The organism is Ralstonia soli (assembly GCF_023955655.1).
GTDB lineage: Bacteria > Pseudomonadota > Gammaproteobacteria > Burkholderiales > Burkholderiaceae > Ralstonia > Ralstonia soli.
Map to the genome: position 1 here is coordinate 4,037 of NZ_JAMXHT010000010.1, position 16,442 is coordinate 20,478.

At 64.4% G+C, this 16,442-nt stretch carries 18 protein-coding genes; 8 read left to right on the forward strand and 10 right to left on the reverse strand.

Going from position 1 to position 16,442, the window contains the following annotated elements; translation table 11 throughout:
- The 5 genes from NG900_RS23715 to pqqA all read right to left on the reverse strand — a co-directional run.
- A partial coding sequence (locus NG900_RS23715) for a radical SAM protein (protein ID WP_252684372.1) occupies window positions 1-643 on the reverse strand: 643 nt, incomplete at its 3' end.
- On the reverse strand, window positions 615-887 hold the full coding sequence (pqqD, locus tag NG900_RS23720) for a pyrroloquinoline quinone biosynthesis peptide chaperone PqqD (RefSeq protein WP_252684374.1): 273 nt from the start codon (window positions 885-887) through the stop codon (window positions 615-617). The genes pqqD and NG900_RS23715, both read right to left, overlap by 29 nt.
- Window positions 868-1,578: a pyrroloquinoline-quinone synthase PqqC gene (gene pqqC, locus NG900_RS23725; protein WP_252684376.1), complete on the reverse strand. Its 711-nt coding sequence runs from the start codon at window positions 1,576-1,578 to the stop codon at window positions 868-870. Before pqqC ends, pqqD begins: the two co-directional genes overlap by 20 nt.
- Complete coding sequence (gene pqqB, locus NG900_RS23730) at window positions 1,575-2,495, reverse strand: pyrroloquinoline quinone biosynthesis protein PqqB (protein WP_252684378.1); 921 nt, start codon at window positions 2,493-2,495, stop codon at window positions 1,575-1,577. The genes pqqC and pqqB overlap by 4 nt, the downstream gene beginning before the upstream one ends.
- A gap of 155 nt (window positions 2,496-2,650) precedes the next feature.
- Window positions 2,651-2,725: a pyrroloquinoline quinone precursor peptide PqqA gene (gene pqqA, locus NG900_RS23735; protein WP_009277446.1), complete on the reverse strand. Its 75-nt coding sequence runs from the start codon at window positions 2,723-2,725 to the stop codon at window positions 2,651-2,653.
- Between the two features lie 109 nt (window positions 2,726-2,834).
- Here pqqA and NG900_RS23740 point away from each other — a divergent pair, with 109 nt between their 5' ends.
- Window positions 2,835-3,779: an alpha/beta fold hydrolase gene (locus NG900_RS23740; RefSeq protein WP_252684380.1), complete on the forward strand. Its 945-nt coding sequence runs from the start codon at window positions 2,835-2,837 to the stop codon at window positions 3,777-3,779.
- Here NG900_RS23740 and NG900_RS23745 read toward each other — a convergent pair.
- On the reverse strand, window positions 3,765-5,786 hold the full coding sequence (locus NG900_RS23745) for a sigma-54-dependent Fis family transcriptional regulator (protein WP_252684382.1): 2,022 nt from the start codon (window positions 5,784-5,786) through the stop codon (window positions 3,765-3,767). The genes NG900_RS23740 and NG900_RS23745 overlap by 15 nt on opposite strands.
- Before the next feature lie 265 nt (window positions 5,787-6,051).
- Between NG900_RS23745 and pedF the strand changes: the two genes are divergently transcribed.
- Window positions 6,052-6,537: a cytochrome c-550 PedF gene (gene pedF, locus NG900_RS23750; protein WP_252684384.1), complete on the forward strand. Its 486-nt coding sequence runs from the start codon at window positions 6,052-6,054 to the stop codon at window positions 6,535-6,537.
- A gap of 109 nt (window positions 6,538-6,646) precedes the next feature.
- Window positions 6,647-7,513, forward strand: a complete 867-nt coding sequence (locus NG900_RS23755; protein ID WP_252684386.1) for a substrate-binding periplasmic protein — start codon at window positions 6,647-6,649, stop codon at window positions 7,511-7,513.
- 74 nt (window positions 7,514-7,587) lie between these two features.
- Here NG900_RS23755 and NG900_RS23760 read toward each other — a convergent pair whose 3' ends face one another.
- Window positions 7,588-8,055 (reverse strand): hypothetical protein, encoded by a 468-nt coding sequence (locus NG900_RS23760; protein WP_252684389.1) that lies wholly within the window; start codon window positions 8,053-8,055, stop codon window positions 7,588-7,590.
- A 290-nt stretch (window positions 8,056-8,345) separates the two neighbouring features.
- On the reverse strand, window positions 8,346-9,146 hold the full coding sequence (locus NG900_RS23765; RefSeq protein ID WP_252684391.1) for a MipA/OmpV family protein: 801 nt from the start codon (window positions 9,144-9,146) through the stop codon (window positions 8,346-8,348).
- 220 nt (window positions 9,147-9,366) lie between these two features.
- On the opposite strand from NG900_RS23765, the gene NG900_RS23770 reads away from it, so the two are divergent.
- The gene (locus NG900_RS23770) at window positions 9,367-11,103 is read left to right on the forward strand and encodes an alkaline phosphatase family protein (RefSeq protein WP_252684393.1); all 1,737 of its coding nucleotides are present in this window, start codon (window positions 9,367-9,369) and stop codon (window positions 11,101-11,103) included.
- A 65-nt stretch (window positions 11,104-11,168) separates the two neighbouring features.
- On the opposite strand, the gene NG900_RS23775 is transcribed toward NG900_RS23770, so the two are convergent.
- Window positions 11,169-11,447: a hypothetical protein gene (locus NG900_RS23775; protein WP_252684395.1), complete on the reverse strand. Its 279-nt coding sequence runs from the start codon at window positions 11,445-11,447 to the stop codon at window positions 11,169-11,171.
- Window positions 11,448-11,852: 405 nt separating this feature from the next.
- Between NG900_RS23775 and NG900_RS23780 the strand changes: the two genes are divergently transcribed.
- From NG900_RS23780 to NG900_RS23790, 3 genes are all read left to right on the forward strand, one after another.
- Complete coding sequence (locus NG900_RS23780) at window positions 11,853-12,065, forward strand: signal peptidase (protein ID WP_252684397.1); 213 nt, start codon at window positions 11,853-11,855, stop codon at window positions 12,063-12,065.
- 143 nt (window positions 12,066-12,208) lie between these two features.
- Window positions 12,209-12,769, forward strand: a complete 561-nt coding sequence (locus NG900_RS23785) for a MerR family transcriptional regulator (RefSeq protein ID WP_252684399.1) — start codon at window positions 12,209-12,211, stop codon at window positions 12,767-12,769.
- A complete protein-coding gene (locus tag NG900_RS23790) occupies window positions 12,669-13,142 on the forward strand; it encodes a carboxymuconolactone decarboxylase family protein (RefSeq protein ID WP_252684401.1) in 474 nt (157 codons plus the stop codon). The genes NG900_RS23785 and NG900_RS23790 overlap by 101 nt, the downstream gene beginning before the upstream one ends.
- Here NG900_RS23790 and paeA read toward each other — a convergent pair.
- Window positions 13,082-14,398, reverse strand: a complete 1,317-nt coding sequence (paeA, locus tag NG900_RS23795) for a polyamine export protein PaeA (protein WP_252684403.1) — start codon at window positions 14,396-14,398, stop codon at window positions 13,082-13,084. The two genes, NG900_RS23790 and paeA, sit on opposite strands and share 61 nt — an antisense overlap.
- A gap of 651 nt (window positions 14,399-15,049) precedes the next feature.
- Here paeA and NG900_RS23800 point away from each other — a divergent pair.
- Window positions 15,050-16,441, forward strand: a complete 1,392-nt coding sequence (locus NG900_RS23800) for a TackOD1 domain-containing metal-binding protein (protein WP_252684405.1) — start codon at window positions 15,050-15,052, stop codon at window positions 16,439-16,441.
- Window position 16,442 lies beyond the last annotated feature (1 nt).

A 16,442-nucleotide genomic window follows, 5' to 3' on the forward strand; every position in this document is an offset into this window, starting at 1 on the left:
ATTGTTCGAGCGTGGGCATCAGCGCCAGGCGGTTCTCCCAGGCCCAGCCGTAGTACTGCGTGTTGGCAAGTTCGAGGTACTCGGCGCCGATCTCCAGCGCCATGTCGATGATGGCGCCTACGTGCGGCAGGTTGTGCCGGTGCATCACGCAGTTCATCACCATCGGATAGCCGTGCGCCTTGATCAGATCTGCCACGCGGCGCTTGAGGTCGAAGGTGCGCGTGCTGGACAGGAAGTCGTTCAGCTCGCGCGTGGAATCCTGGAACGACAGCTGGATGTGGTCGAGCCCCGCCGCGCGCAATGCGCCCAGCCGTTCATCGGTCAGGCCAACGCCCGATGTCACCAGGTTCACGTAGAACCCGAGCTTGTGCGCGTGCGCGACCAGTGTTTCGAGGTCCTTGCGCAGCAGCGGCTCGCCGCCCGACAAGCCGAGCTGCACCGCGCCCAGCGCGCGCGCCTGCGTGAACACATCGCACCACTGCTCCGTGGTGAGTTCCCGATCGTGCTGCGTGTAATTGACCGGGTTGGAGCAGAACGCGCAATGCAGCGGGCAGCGATAGGTCAGCTCGGCCAGCAGCCACAGCGGCGGGCCGGGCACGGGTATCGGCTTGGCTTCAGACGAGCCAGCCGCGTTCGATTGCATGTTTGACAAAGGCGTGGACCTCCGGAGCGATGCCCTGCACGCCAAAGGCGGATTGCAGGTCATCGATCAGCATGTCGAGGGTATGGGCGCCGTCGCAGCGCTGCAGAATCGCGGCGGCGCTGTCGTTGAGCGTGACCATGCCTTCGGGGTAGAGCAGCACCCAGCTTTGCTGCATGTCTTCCCACTGCAGCCGGAAGGTCCGGTGCAGCGTCGGGCGGCCGGGATCAGGCAGGGATGGCGTCATGGGCGTGGGCTTGTTGAATGGCATCGAGCATCGACCAGAGGATGTCGAGCTTGAATTGCAGGATGTCCAGCGCACGCTGTTGCTGCGCCGGCGTGCGGAAATAGTCGAGTGTCACGCGCAGGCCGTGCTCCACGTCGCGCGAGGCCAGCGGAATGCGCGAGCGGAAATACGCCAGCCCCTCGGGCTGCACCCATGGATAGTGCTCGGGCCAGCCGGCCAGGCGTTCCTTGTGGATGTCGGGCGCGAACATCTCCGTGAGCGAGGAGCACACCGCCTCCTGCCACGGCGCCCGGCGTGCAAAGTTCACATACGCATCCACCGCAAAGCGCACGCCCGGCAGCAGATGCCGGTGCGACCAAAGCGCGTCGCGCGTGAGGCCCACGGCTTCGCCCAAACGCGTCCAGCTCTCGATACCGCCGGGCTGGTTCTCGTCACCGTCGTGATCGTGAATGCGGACGATCCACTCGCGGCGCGTTTCCCGATCCGGGCAGTTCGACAGGATGGCCGCATCCTTGAGCGGGATGTTGACCTGGTAGTAGAAGCGGTTGGCGACCCAGGTGCGGATCTCTTCCGGCGTGCATTCCCCCGCGCGCATGCGCAGGTTGAACGGGTGATGGATGTGATAGCCCGCCTGCTTGGCACGCAGGCGCGCCTCAAATTCTTCGGCGCTCCAGGCAACAGGATGTGTCATAGCGAAATTTCCATGCCGTCGTAAGCCACCTCGATGCCATGCGCGTCGAGCTCGCGCCGTTGCGGCGAGTCTTCGTCGAGGATCGGGTTGGTGTTGTTGATGTGGATGAGGATCTTGCGTGTCGACGTCGGCAACCGGTCGAGCGTGTCGATCATGCCGCCCGGGCCGGACTGTGCGAGGTGCCCCATGTCGGCTGCGGTCTTGTTGGAGAAGCCGAGCGCGAGCATTTCATCATCGCGCCAGCAGGTGCCGTCGACGAGCACCACGTCGGCGGCGCCCATCTCATCGAACACGTGTGGCTCGATGCGCGCCAGCCCCGGCGCATAGAACGCGCGTCGTCCGCTCTTGCGATCGATGATGCGCAGACCGATGTTGTCGCCCACGCGGCGCGCGTTGCGGCTCGGCGAGTAGGGTGGCGCCTTGCTCTCCAGTGGGATTGCCGTCAAGGCAATATCCGCGAGCGGCGGCACGGTGAACGCGCTGCCATCGAGGGGCAGCGTATGTGTATCCAGCCCGCAGTAGTACGACAGCATGTGCGTGAGCGGAAAGGCCGTGGACAGATCGCTGAGTACCGCCGCGCTGGCATAGAGCGGCAACGCTTGGCGATGCTCGCGCAGCATCAGCAGGCCGGTCACGTGATCGATCTGCGCATCCATCAGCACCACGCCGACGATGCCCGTGTCGCGCGGCGTGCGTGCCGGTTGCAGGGCAGGTGAGGCACGCAGCTGCGCGAGGATGTCTGGCGAGGCATTCACCACGAGCCAGTTGTGCTGGCCATCGCCAAGCGCGATGGAGGATTGCGTGCGCGGGGTGGCGCGCACGGTGCCGCGCCGCACACCGTCGCAATTGCGGCAGTTGCAGTTCCACTGTGGGAAGCCGCCGCCGGCGGCCGAGCCGAGAACTCTGAGTATCGTCATGATGCAAGCCCAACGTGTTGGGCGAGTTGAGCAAGAAGTCGGCCAGGGACGTGCGCGCTGGGGTCGCGAGTCGAGCGAGGAATCGGCGTGCAAAAAAAAAGCCCGCCGGGGAAACCGGCGGGCTTGCCGAGCCTGGCGAGCTCAGTCGCGCAACCTCAGCGGTTGGCGATGTACATCGTGATCTCGAACCCAAGTCGCAGTTCGGTGTAAGCGGGCGTCGTCCAGTTCATGTCTCCTCCTTGAGGGTTGGCATAGTTAGTGAGTGCTGTGCACTACATTGTTCAGCGGCTGGCGCAGGCACGTGCCGAGCGCAGCCGCATCTTCAGCAAGGCAACATCCATGCCCACTCCTGACTGGCCACCAGCATCCCGCTGCTTCGACCTGCGTACGCCGGACGGTCATGTCGTTCACGCACGGCAATGCGGGCCGGACAGCGGCGAGCCATGGCTTGTGCTGCATGGCGGCCCAGGTAGCGGCTGCTCGCCTTCGATGGCCGCGTGGTTCGATCCGCTGCGGCATCGCGCTGTGCTGCCGGACCAGCGCGGCGCGAGCCGTTCCCGCCCGGCAGGTACCCGGCGCCGCAATACGGTGACGGCGCTGCTGGCTGACCTGGAGCAACTGCGCACGACACTGGGCATTGCACGCTGGGGCGTGGTCGGCGGGTCGTGGGGCGCGGCGCTGGCGCTGGCGTATGCGGACCGCTTTCCCGATGCCGTGTCGGCGCTGGTCTTGCGCGGCACGTTCCTGACCGGCTTCGACGATGTGCAGGCACTCTTTAATGCGCGTGGTGCCGGCCGTGACCTGTTGCGTGGCATCGATGGGCGAGGTGAGGGTTTTCCCGCTGCGCGCGGACGCCTTCTCGTTGCAACAGAGATGTTGCAGCTTGGTACAGATGTTCAGAAATTGAACATCGCAACACAGTGGCAGCGCGCGGAGCGCCGGCTGCTGCGGCTACGGCCGCATGTGGGCCCTCAAACACGGCAGCAGCAGGTGGCTCTGGTGCACAAGTACCGGATCCAGGCGCATTACCTTTATCGCCGGGCGGGGCTGGGGAGAGCCGCGTTGTTGATGGCCGCAGCCCGCATCGGCGCACGCGGGTTACCAGTGACACTGCTGCATGGTCTGCAAGACAACGTTTGCCAGCCAGAAAATGCGCTGCGGTTGTCTGCAGCGATACCGCAAGCGCGGTTGGTGTGGGTGCCCGGCGGGCACTTGGCGGAAGGCGCGATGGCGCAGGCCCTGGGCGCTGCGATTCGCGCGTCGGCGTGGTCAGTCGGTGCCTGACGTGCCGCTTGATGTGCTACCTGAGGGCAGGCCGCCGGCTTCGTCGATCCGGCGGTAGATGGTGTTGCGCGAAATGCCAAGCGCCTTGGCGGCCGCCGAGATATTGCCGTTGTGGGCTTTCACCGCTGCCATGATGGCCATGCTTTCAACGTCGGCCAGCCGCTTGGGGTGGGCAGCGGCGGCAGACGTGACAGCGGCCTGCACGTCCACTGGTTTGACGGAGCTGGCTGTGGCCGGCTGGTCGCCATGGCGCGCCTGCCAGTCTTCCAGAAAATCGTCCGGCAGATGGTCTTCGGTGATCTCCGCTGCATCATCGGCCATCAGCCGCGCGGTGCGCAGCAGGTTGCCGAGCTGGCGGATGTTGCCCGGCCAGTGGTAGCTGCGGAACATCTGCATCACGGACTCGCTGATGGGTGGCGCGCCGGCCTGCTCCTGCTGCAGCAGCTTGTCGGCCACGACATCCAGGTCACTGCGCTCGCGCAACGCCGGAAGTCGCACGACAAGGCCGTTGAGCCGGTAGTACAGGTCTTCTCGGAACTGGCCGCTGGCGACCATCTCGCGCATGTTGCGGTGCGTCGCGCACACGACGGCCACGTCCACCTGGATCAGCTTGTTGCTGCCCAGAGGCGACACCGCGCGCTCCTGCAGCGCGCGCAGCATGCGGGCCTGGAGGTGCAGCGGCATGTCGCCGATCTCATCGAGGAACAGCGTGCCGCCGTTGGCCAGCACCATCTTGCCGATGCCGCCTTTCTTGCGCGCGCCGGTGAAGGCGCCTTCTTCGTAGCCGAAGAGTTCCGATTCGATCAGCGCTTCCGGAATCGACGCGCAATTCACGGCGACGAACGGGCCGGCATGGCGCGGACTGTCGGCGTGGATGGCGCGCGCCAGCAGCTCTTTGCCGGTGCCGGTTTCGCCCAGCACCATGACGGTGATGTCCTTGCCGATGACCTTGCGCAGCTTGCCGATGACGGTCTTGATCTGCGCGTCGCCGGTATCCAGCGCGTCCAGGCCGGCTGGCTGCCTGCTCGCCTCCAGGTAAGGCCGGCGCACCGCTGTCGATTCCCGTGCGCCCGCCATGTCGTTGCCGATGGCGGGGCCGGCGATCCGGTTGGCCTGCCGCTTCCACTCCACGCGCGCAAACACCTTCACACCGCTTGGCAACTGCAGCTGCACGATGCCGGCTGGCGCGCCGCGCTCGGTATCGATCAACTGCGACATCGACAGGCCGAACAGCGACGAGAAGGTATGCGCATGCAGCGCGCGAATCGACAGCCCGAGCTGGAATTCCCCGCTGCGGTTCGCCGACAGGAAGCGCCCCGCCGGCGTGAAGGCCGCAATGCCTTCGACCAGCGTGCCGATGAATTCCGGGCGCGAGTGAAAGTGGATGCACACCACGTCCTGGAACGTGTTGGCGAACAGCTGGTTCTCGATCATCTGCGCCGACATGCGCACCAGCGCCATGGTGTGCTTGTGGAAGCCGCGGTGGTCGCCCGTTACGTCCAGCGCGCCGACCGTGGCGCCATACGGGTCAAAGATCGGCGCGCACGAGCAGGTGAGGAACTGGTTGGCCTGCAGATAGTGTTCGGAGGCATGGACCAGCGTGGGCTTGCCCTCGGCCAGCGCCGTGCCGATGGCATTGGTGCCCCGGGTTTCTTCCGACCACAGCGCGCCCGGCTGCAGGGCCACCTTGCTGGCCTTGGCCAGGAAATCGTCATCGCCCAGCGAATGCAGGATCAGGCCCGAGGTGTCGGTCAGGATCACCATGCTCTGCGTGTTGACGATCTGGCTGTAGAGCGTCTCCATCACGGGCAGCGCGTGCGTGAACAGCGACTGGCTGCGCTCGATCTCGGTTTTCAGCTCGCTTTGCAGCACCGGGCAGAAGTCCGGCGATTCATAGGGCCGCAAGCCATAGGACTTGGATCGTTCGTGCGATTGTGCGATCAGCTCGGGCTGATCGTTGGAGGTGCTCTCGGAAGCGCGCGGATCGGCGGCCGCGTGAGGGGTCATGGTGGGTCTCCTTAAACCTCGCCCGCAATCTGTGTGCGGGTCGTCCGGATCGCGTCATTTAAGCAGGGTGCGAACCGGAAGTGTTGCGCCATGAAGCAAGACCCTTGCCAGGGTGTTGCATTCCGGAGCACCTGTGCCAACCCCCGCATCGGATATCCGGAGCGCGTGGTGGATGTCGGCTGCATTCGCCCGCAGGTCGGCGCCTTGGTATGGCTCTTGCAGAGATGCCTCCAAAAATCGTTTCAACGACACCAAGGAGACACTCTTGAAAACGCCTCGCAACTTGCTCGCGCTGCTTTCTGCCTGCGCACTTCTGGCCGGCGGTTTGCCCGCCACCGCATCCGCACACGGCGATGTCACGCCGCAGGCTGTGGACACGCACACCTTACCGCAACTGGGCGCCGATTGGCGTCAGGACAATCCATACCGCAACAGCCCCGCGCATGACGAGGCGCTGCGCATTGGCTCGTCCGCGTTCAACCAGAACTGTGCGCGCTGCCACGGTCTGGAAGCCATCTCTGGCGGCATCGCGCCCGACCTGCGCAAGCTCGACACCGACTGCATGTCACTGGCCGACGCCAAGAAGAAGGAGGCCTGCTATGGCGAGGTGTCGCAGTACTTCACGGCCACCGTGCGCCATGGCCGCACTCGCGACGGCCGTGTCTACATGCCGCCGTTCGAGGGCGTGCTGACCCAGGAGGCGGTCTGGTCGATCAAAACCTATCTCGAATCGCGCCGCGTAAAAGAGTAAGAGAGTAAGAGTAAGTAGGTCGGTCTGCCGGTTGGCAGTTTTGCGAACCGGTGCCGCACAAGCCTCCGTGTTGCATCGGTTCGCCTATTTATTCGCCAGGAGAAGTCTCATGAACGCCCGTCTTCGGCTGGCCCGCGGCCTCGCCAGCTTCCTGCTTGCTGCGGCAGCCATTGCGATTGGCGCTGCGCCAGCGTACGCCGACTTGGCGAAGATCCGCCAGAGCGGCAGCCTGAAGGTTGCGCTGTACAAGGGCCTGCCGCCGTTTTCTGACAACGTGGGTGGCCAGTTCACTGGCATCGACGTTGCGCTGGCGAACGCGCTCAGCAAGCAGATGGGGCTGTCGGCTGCGCTGCTGCCGTTCGATGCCGACGACGACGGCATGTCGGGCGACCTGCGCAACATGGTCTGGAAAGGCCATTACCTCGGATACGGCCCGGCCGACGTGATGCTGCATGTGCCGGTGGACCCCAACTTCGTCCGCCAGAACGGCCAGGTGCTGATTTTCGCGCCGTATCTTCGCGAGGGGTATGTGCTGGTCTACGACAGCGAACGTGTTCACAAGGTCAGCAGTTTCGAAGACCTTGCCGGCCAGGCAACCGGCGCTGAGCAGGGAACGGGCGGAGCAAGCGCGTTGCTCTCAAGCGCCAATGGTGCCTTGCGTGACAAGGTGAAGATTTACCCCGAGGCCAGCGAGGCTTTGCGCGCGCTGTTCTCCGGGCAGATCGCCGCCGCGATGGTGACGCGTGCGCAGTATGAAAGTGCCCTGCAGGCGCAGAACCAGCACGCTACGCGCTTTGTGGCCACGGAGTTGCAGTCCCCGCTGGTGCCCGCGCATGGCTGGGCCGTCGGGATGGCGGTCAAGGCCGATCAGCGTGAGTTGGCGCAAGCGCTGGAGAACGCGCTCAACGCGCTGCGCGCCAGTGGCGAGCTGCAGCGGATCTTCGCGCAGTACGGCGTGTCGATGATTGCGCCGTAAGCGCGCGGAGCCAATCGTGCTTGTGCAGCAACCGAGCTGGCTCTGCGGGGTCTCAGCCCCAGCCAGCTCGCGTGCTACAGCTTCTCTGCGGCCGCGTGTTTGGATGGCAGCGGACTCACGTTGTCGTCGAACTGCGGATCCACGGGAATCTTGGAGAAGTGGTGGATCTTCGGCCCATGCGACTCGTCGGCCTGGGCGTCGTGCGGCTCGATGAACGACATCGCCGTGCGGCGCTTGAGCATGTGCGAGTCGCGCGACTGCGATTCGCGCCATAGCTCGGCAGTGAACTTCAGGCCGGCGCGCAGTGCGTGGGCGCTTTCCTGCTTGCCCTTGCGCTGATCGGAGACACGCTCGATGCCCTTCTTGACGACGTCTTCCAGGAACGTGATGCGCGCGCGGTAATAGTCCGCGTGCATTTGCGCATCCATCACGCGTTGCTCCGCCTGGTACAGCTCCATGCGCAATTCGCTTAGCGCGCGTTCGGCCTGTTTCTCGGGAGAGGGTGCGTGGTTCACCGCCCAGTTTGCAATCCACCGCAACATGGTCAAGCCCTCCTGTCTTGCGGGTGCCGGCCGTTTGCGGGCAGACACCGTTCACTGCTCGCGCGTGGATCGGAAGTGATCGTCGCTTGCCAAACAGACTAGCAAAAAAAGCGGGGCGATTGCGTTAATCCACGTGCATGCCTGTTGTGAAAACGAAGCATGCTCCGTTTGGGTGAGAGGCGCGCCCGCAAACTTCTGGTTTGATAGGTGGTTGCCGCGCGCGTATCCGTTTGCGCGGCCGTTGTCACCGTATCCATGCAAGCGATTGCGCACATCGGTGCGCCGCCGTGTCAGCGGAACCGATAGGTGAGCGACGCCATGGCGGTCGTTTGCTGGCGGCGTTGCGTGATCGGGCTGTCTGCTGCATCGCCGCGCAGCCGCGCCACGGTCACCGATCCATTGGCCGTCCACCGGTCGTCCAGCTTGCACGTGACGATGGCGTTGAGGTGGACATCGCGCAGGCCCGCATGCGTGGAGAACACCGGCAGGCCCGAGCGCGCGCTCTGCCCATCATCCACGCCAAAGAACGTGCGCATGTACTGGCCGTTCGTCCACGACACGCCTGTGCCGAGGCTGAACAGCCAGCGGCCTACCGGCGCACTGGCATACACATCCGCATTGGCGATCAGCCCCTGGCGATTGCCCAGAATGTCCTGCTCGGCATCCGTCGACAGCGTGAGAAATGACACCGTGTATTGCGCGAACGCCTTGGCGCGCACCGTGGCGTTGACAATTCCGAGACCATTGAGCCGCGCGTCGTCGTGCGCATGCCGCCATGTCGGGTCGAACTGGAAGTTGCCGCCCACCTGCCAGGTATCGTCGTTGGCGAGGTAGATGCCGGCGAAATCCATCCCCTTGGAAAAGAACCGGTGCTTGTATTCGATCTCCTGATCGATCCACGGAAACACGAAGCTCGACTTCGCGCCCGGATATTTCGGCGACACGTACACAGCAGGGCCGATGGCGATGCTCCAGTCGCTGGCGTCGGCGCTGGCGGGGGGCGCGGTCTGCGCCTGGGCGGTGCTCGATGCCCCGAGGGCCAGGATAAGGACGAACGCGAAGCGCGACACGGCGCGCAAAGACAGCGGCATGAGCAGTCCGAAATAGAGAGAGGCGGTCGACGGAAATGACGGGCACGCCATTCTAGTGGAACCGCCCGAACGGTTGATGCCCTGCAAACGTTGGCTGAACCGGACGGTGGTGTGCGCACGACCAGTGTCACGCGGCTGACATGTCCAGGTCGCCGCGCAGACATACACGGGCGATAGCGTGGCCGGGCCGCCTCATGGCGGTATCCCAGAGGAGAAACCCGTGTCCCCCAAGAAACACCTCGCTATCGCGGTGCTGTCCACGCTCGCATGTGGCTTGTCCATCCATGCGCACGCCGACGACGATGACGCACGCTACCCGCACGCCAAGCATGTCCTGCTGATCTCGGTTGACGGCCTGCATCAGGCTGATCTCGACTGGTATGTCGGCAGCTATCCGGGTTCCACACTGGCGCGTCTGGTGCGCCAGGGCACGTCGTATCGCGACGCGCGCACGCCGTTCCCGTCGGATTCGTTCCCGGGCATGGTCGGCCAGGTGACCGGCGGCAACCCGAAGACCACCGGCATCTACTACGACGACGCATACAGCCGCAGCCTGCTCCCCGCCGGCACCACGGCCGCCGATTGCAAAACCGGCCATATCGCCAAGCCGGGCGCAGAGGTGTTCTACGCGGAAGTCATCGCCCGCGATCCGAACCGCCTCGACAGCGGCCAGGGCATCCCGGGCCTCTATGCCGATCTGTCGAAGATCTCGCAACTGACCGGCCGTGCGCAGGACCTGATTGATCCGGCGTTCCTGCCGGTGTCGCCGGTGACGTGCGCGCCGGTGTATCCGCACCAGTACCTAAAGGTCAACACGGTGTTCGAGGTGGCGCGCAAGCATGGGCTGCACACGGCGTGGTCGGACAAGCATGCCGCATATGAAATCCTCAACGGCCCGAGTGGCCAGGGCGTCGACGATCTGTTCGCGCCCGAGATCAACAGCTCGGTGACCGACCCGTCGCTGCCGGCAGGCCCCGGCCCCGACTGGACCAAGGACAATACCAACACCCAGCGCTACGACAGCTTTAAGGTGCGGGCCGTGCTGAACTGGCTTGCTGGCCACGATCACGCCGGCAACGGCACGCCGGGCGTGCCTGCCATCCTGGGCATGAACTTCCAGGCTGTGTCGACCGCGCAGAAGCTGAACAAGTCGGCGTATTACCCCGACCCGTCGAACACCGCCAACAAGGTGATGGGCGGTCTGGGCGGCTACACCAACAACGGCACGGTGCCGGGCCCGGTGCTGCAGAGCGCGCTCACGTTCGTGGACAACAAGCTGGGCGAACTGGTCAAGGCGGCCGATCCGTCCAACACGGTGGTGATCGTGTCGGCCAAGCATGGCCAGTCGCCGACCAGCCGCGCCGATCTCACCATCGTCAACGACGGCGACATGATCGACGCGCTCAACTGCGCATGGGAAAAGTACGCTGCCACCTGCAAGGACGCGACCCTGCCGCACCTGGTTGCGCACGCGATGGACGACGACGGCATCCTGCTGTGGCTGAACGACCGTTCGCCCGCCGCGCTGCAGTTCACGAAGCAGTTCCTGCTCGGCTACTCGGGCACGGGCATCGGATCAGATGCAGCCGGCAATGCCATTGCCAAGCCGTTTGCGCAGGCAGGTGCCGCCCGCTTTGTGATGGGAGAGGAAGTGGCCGACTTCTTTGGCGTGAAGCCCAGCGATGACCGCGATCCGGATGTGCTCGGCATCGCGCAGCAGGGCACGGTATGGGCTGGCAGCAAGCTGTCGAAGATCGCCGAGCACGGCGGCTTCCGTCCGGAAAACCGCCACGTGCCGATCGTGGTCTGGGGGGCGGGCGTCAACGCAGGCGTTGTGGATGAGCGTGTCGATACCAACCAGATCGCCCCGACCATCCTGAGCGAACTGGGCCTCAAGCCGCACGAGCTGCAAGCCGTGCAGATCGAAGGTACGAAGCGTCTGCCGCATCTGCATTGATGCGGAACAGGCGGGCATAAAAAAAACGCCGGGAATTTCCCGGCGTTCTTTATTGCGCGATCGCCTTATTGCTTGGCGGGTTCAGCAGCCTTCGGCGCCGAAGCGGCGTCGGTCTTGGCTTCCGACTTGGCTGCAGCCTTGTGGGCCTTCTTGTGCGCGTGGTGCTTCTTCTCGTGCTTGGCTTCAGCCTTCGGGGCGGAAGCGGCATCGGTGGTCGCCGTCGTCGTGGCAGCAGCGGCCGGAGCCGGAGCGGCAGCCGGTGCGGAGGCGGCGCCAGCGGCGAACACGGGGGCTGCGAAGGCACCAGCAACGATCAGAGCGGCCAGGGATTGAGCGACTTTCATGTGAGACTCCTTAAGCGGAAACAAGCGGGATATTGGCGGGACTCCAGATACATGGATCTCGTCCCATTTGCGATCCATGCCTCCAAAAACGCCCCACATCGTGAGCCGGTGGACCGCCGTTTGTAAGCGATCTGCTGACGATGTAAGCGCGCGTAACACGGTAGGCGGCAGGTCACCCGACGTCTGTTGCGTTTGGTTGAGACACATCAAGACGGCGGCCGGCGCCTGCGCGTACTGTTGAGCTTCGGGTGGACAAGCGCAGATGCGCACACCACGCTACGTGCAGATGCGTGCTCAAAGGCAGTCCCTGGCGCATTGCACAGTACGGGCGCGGGGGCGAACTGGATCACGCCTCACCCGATGGCAGAACGCGCCGCAACCTGGTCTCTTCCTAAGGACAACACGATGAACAAGCTCCTGGCTGCCCTCGTGGCTGCACTCTTCAGCGCTGGCGCATTCGCGCAGGCTTCCGCTCCGGCGGCACCAGCCGCCGCACCGGCACCTGCCGCCTCGGAACCGGCGGCGGGCGAGAAGAAGGCACAGCATCACAAGAAGAAAAAGAAGCGCGACCACCGTCCAAGGATGCAGGACAAGAGCGCATACGGCGTGGGTGGCTAATCCACCCAAGGCACCCCGTCGATTTCTGCACACCAAGGCGCCGGCCCCTTACAAGGGGGCCGGCGTTTCGCTTTGTGCGGGCGAAAAAGAATCGCGTTAAAGTCGCTTGACTTAGAGTGCGCTCTAACTTCTAAGCTCCGTTCATGACCACCTTCCTGACCATCGCCCAAGTTGCAGCGGCCACCGGCCTGTCGACGCACACGCTGCGCTATTACGAGCGCATCGGCCTGCTCGACAGCGTGCAGCGGCGCGACAACGGCCACCGTGTCTTCCGTGCCGAAGACATGACGTGGCTCGCCTTTCTGCTGCGCCTGCGTGAGACCGGCATGCCGATCGCGCAGATGCAGCAGTACGCCACGCTGCGGCGCCAGGGCGACAGTCTGGAGAGTGTGTCGGCACGCCAACGCCTGCTGGAAGAGCATGCGGCGGCGCTGGAAGCGGAGCTGCGCACGCGGGCCGAAACGCTGGCTGTGCTGCGCGCGAAGCTCGTCGTCTACGACGGCATCCGGGCCAGGATTGCCGCCGCAGAAAACGCACAGGGCTCCGCTTCCTCATCTCCTAAATCGAAACACCCGCCGAAACGCCAACCGAACGAGGAAGCCCATGACACTGATCGCACAAGCCGCACCGCAAGCCGCAAACCACGCCAACCCGCAGGACGACCGCTACGCCCGGGGCTGGCAAAGGCTGAAGGAGGTCGATGATGTGGCCGGCGAGCGTGTGGTCGAGGCCTTGGCCGACATCTCGCCCGACCTCGGCCGCTACATCGTCGAATTCGGCTTTGGTGACGTCTACAGCCGCCCGGGCCTGACGCTGCGCGAGCGCGAGGTCGCCTCCATTGCTGCGCTCACCGCACTCGGCAACGCGGCGCCGCAGTTGAAGGTGCACATTGCGGCAGGACTCAACGTGGGGCTCACGCGCAAGGAGATCACCGAGACGATCCTGCAGATGGCGCTATACGCGGGTTTTCCGGCGGCGCTCAACGGCATGTTTGCCGCCAAGGAAGTCTTCGCCGCTCACGACACCGAGGGCAGCGCGCCGGCCGGCGGATCGATGCGCCGCGAAACCAGCAACTGATCAATGCGGTGGTTGTCGATATCGAGCACTTCAATACGCAGCGGCCCGATGTCGACGCTCTCGCTTTTCTTGGGAATGCGCTTGAGCGCGTAGATGACCAGCCCGGCAATCGTTTCGACGTGATGCTCGCCGGGCAGGTCGTCGAGGTCGAAGGCGCGCTTGACGTCGCCCAGCGGCGTGACGCCGTCGATCAGGCATGAGCCGTCATCGCGGCGCACGATCTGTTCGTCTTCGCCCAGATACAGGATGTCTCCCATCACCGCGCCGACGATGTCGTCGAGCGTGACCACCCCCACCACCAGCCCATACTCGTTGACCACCGCGCCAAAGCGCTCGTGCATCTCGCGAAAGCGCGTAAGCGCCTGCGACAGGTTGAGCGTGTCGGGCAGCACCAGCAGGTTCTTGTCGTAGTGCTTGCTGATGTTGCGGATCACGGAAGACGATTCTTCTGACAGGATCTGCTGCAGGATGTCCTTGGACGCAATGAAGCCGAGCACCGAATCGATGTCTTCGCGGCAGACGAGGTATTCGGCATGCGGCTGCGCGATGATCTTCATCTTGATCGCCTCCACCGGCTCGTCCACCGTGAAGTAGATCACCTCGTCGCGCACGGTCATCACCGAGGTGATGGTGCGCGATTCCAGCTCGAACACGTTCTCGATCATGGTCAGCTCGTGCTTGCGCAGCACGCCGGCTTCCGCACCTGCGCCCACCATGGCGGTGATGTCTTCGGTGGTGATCTGCTCCACGCGGTGCGTGGGCACGCCGAACAGCTTCAGGAACATGTCGGCTGCGCCATTGAATAGCCATACCACCGGACGCAGCACGCGCAGGCATGCCTGCATCGGGCTGATGATCGACATCGCGCAGCGCTCGGGGTAGAGCACGGCCAGGCGCTTGGGCAACAGATCGGCAAACAGGATGAACAGCCCTGTCACGATGACGAAACCGGCAATGCTGGCGATGCGCTCGGCGCGCGCGGCCGGGAGCCAATCGCCCAGCACGGCGGCCAGCGGCCCCGAGATATGGCTATCGCCGATGACACCCGCGAGGATGGCCACCGCATTCACCCCGATCTGCACCACGGTGAAGAAGTTGCCCGGCATGTCCTTGAGCTGCAGCACACGCAGCGCACGGGCATCACCGTCGTCTGCCAGGGTTTGCAGGCGCGTGCGCCGCGACGCTGTGAGGGCGATTTCGGACGCGGAAAAAAAGGCGCTGATCAGGATCAGCAGGACAAGGGTGAGGGCAGACATGATGTCGGTTCGGCCGTCGCTGTTGCGCTGCACACGGGGATTGCTGCAGTCGTCATGCCGCGCGGCCGCTTGAAATGTGGCTTCGGACGATCATGGTGCAGTGCGAATCGCTTTGTCAAACCAGAACGTGAGGCGTGTACCGCAAACAATTGCCTATGTCCAGCGGCGGTGCTCGGACATCTGAAAAGTGGTTTGCCGCATACCCGCAGCATGGGCGATACTTGCTCCCGTCGGACCATACTGTCCCATCAGCGTTGCGGGGCCTGCGTTTACAGGCGGCAATCGAGAAAGAAGACAGATGTCCGGCACGGCGCAAGCACAGGCGCCGCGCAAAGTCAGGTGCCGGCGTGGACCGGCCAGAGGGCAGCTTTGACGTAGAGGAGCGGGTCACGTGGATTCTCTTAGCGCGAGAAAACACACCGGTATGGCCATGGCGATCACGCGGCAGGCGGGATTGCAGATGGGGCGCTCGCCTCAATGTCATGCGTGGCACCTATCCAACAGGTTCCCGTGCGTCGGGGGCCATATCTTCTGCGCCCGATTGCTCGGCGGCCCGCGCATATCGCGCCTTCGTAACGGGCCATCGGCCCGGATGCCGCGCCCGCTACCGGCCCCGTGGCAGCGTTCTGAACCGCATAACCATTCCATCCCATGACTTCCACGTCGCCTCGCATTGCCTCGATAGGGCCCGCCCAGCACGCGTTCGCTCACCAGAACGTCGAGGGTTGTGAATCCGTCACGAGCTTGCTTGCCGGCCCGCGGTACGACGTGGTGTTACTCAATTTGCCGGCGCCTCTGGCCGCGCAGGCATTGCGCGAATTGCGCCAGCATGCGCTCTACCGGTTCAACCTCATCTATTGCGCGCAGGCCGAAGACCCGCTGTGCGAAGCGCTCAGCGATGGTCCTGTACCGGTTGACCCCCAACAGCTGCTCGCGGAATTCCAGAACTGGAAGGAGCGGTATTCGCAGCTTGATGAACGTGTCCTGCAGGAGCGAGCTGAAGCGCGCCTGCTCGCGTGGCTGTGGCTGCGGCTGCCGCGACAGGTGCGGGCGGTGCGCAACCCGCAGGCGGCCGGGTACTACGAGTACCCGCTGCTCGCTGCGCTGACGGGTGAGGATCGGCGCGGCAGCCAGATGGTCTTGCTGCAGCTGGCGACCCAGCAGGGGTACCTGGCCGAAGGGGCGTTGATTGACCGCCTGCGCCTGTGTTCCAACTGCGGATCGGGGCGGCTCAACTACATCGACGTCTGCCCCGAGTGCCAGTCGATCGGCATCGCCCGGGAACCATCCCTGCATTGCTTCGTGTGCGGCCACGTCGGGCCGCAGGAGCGCTTTCTCAAAGACGGCGCGTTGCTCTGCCCGAACTGCATGACCCGCCTGAGGCACATCGGCAGCGACTATGACCGGCCGATGGAAAACTACCGCTGCCGCGACTGCCGGGCGTTTTTCGTGGATGCGAAAGTTCAGGCCCGCTGTCTTGATTGCGGTGAAGCCCATGCGCCGGACGAACTGCGTGTGTTCGAGGTGCGCAACTACACGCTCACCGATTCAGGGCGACTGCATTGCCGGCAAGGTTTCGGGGCCGTGGCCAGCGAGCAGCTCAACGCGCTGGGCTTGATCAGCGTCGGCACGTTCCGTTATCTGCTGGACTGGCTGCTGCAATTGCAGGTGCGTCACGACGAGCCGTTGTTCTCGCTGCTCGGATTGCGGTTCGTCAATTTTGCCAAGGCGCTCGAAAGCCTCGGCGAGCAGCAGGCGACCTTGCTGGTCGATAGCCTTGTCGACCGCCTGCTCGAAGGCATGCGCACGACCGATCGTTGCACGCGCACCAACGAAGAATGCCTGTGGCTGCTGCTGCCCTATACGGGTGAAGAGGGCCTGAATACCGTCAAGGGACGCATCTCAAAACTGGAGGAACTCTTCGCCGCATCGGGTGCGCACGAGATCGTGCTGCGGATGGCGGGCGTCACGGCGCCGGGCGGACTGCTCGAGGGCGAGAGCGCCGAACTGCTGATGGCGCGCCTGACTGGCGAACTGGACTAGC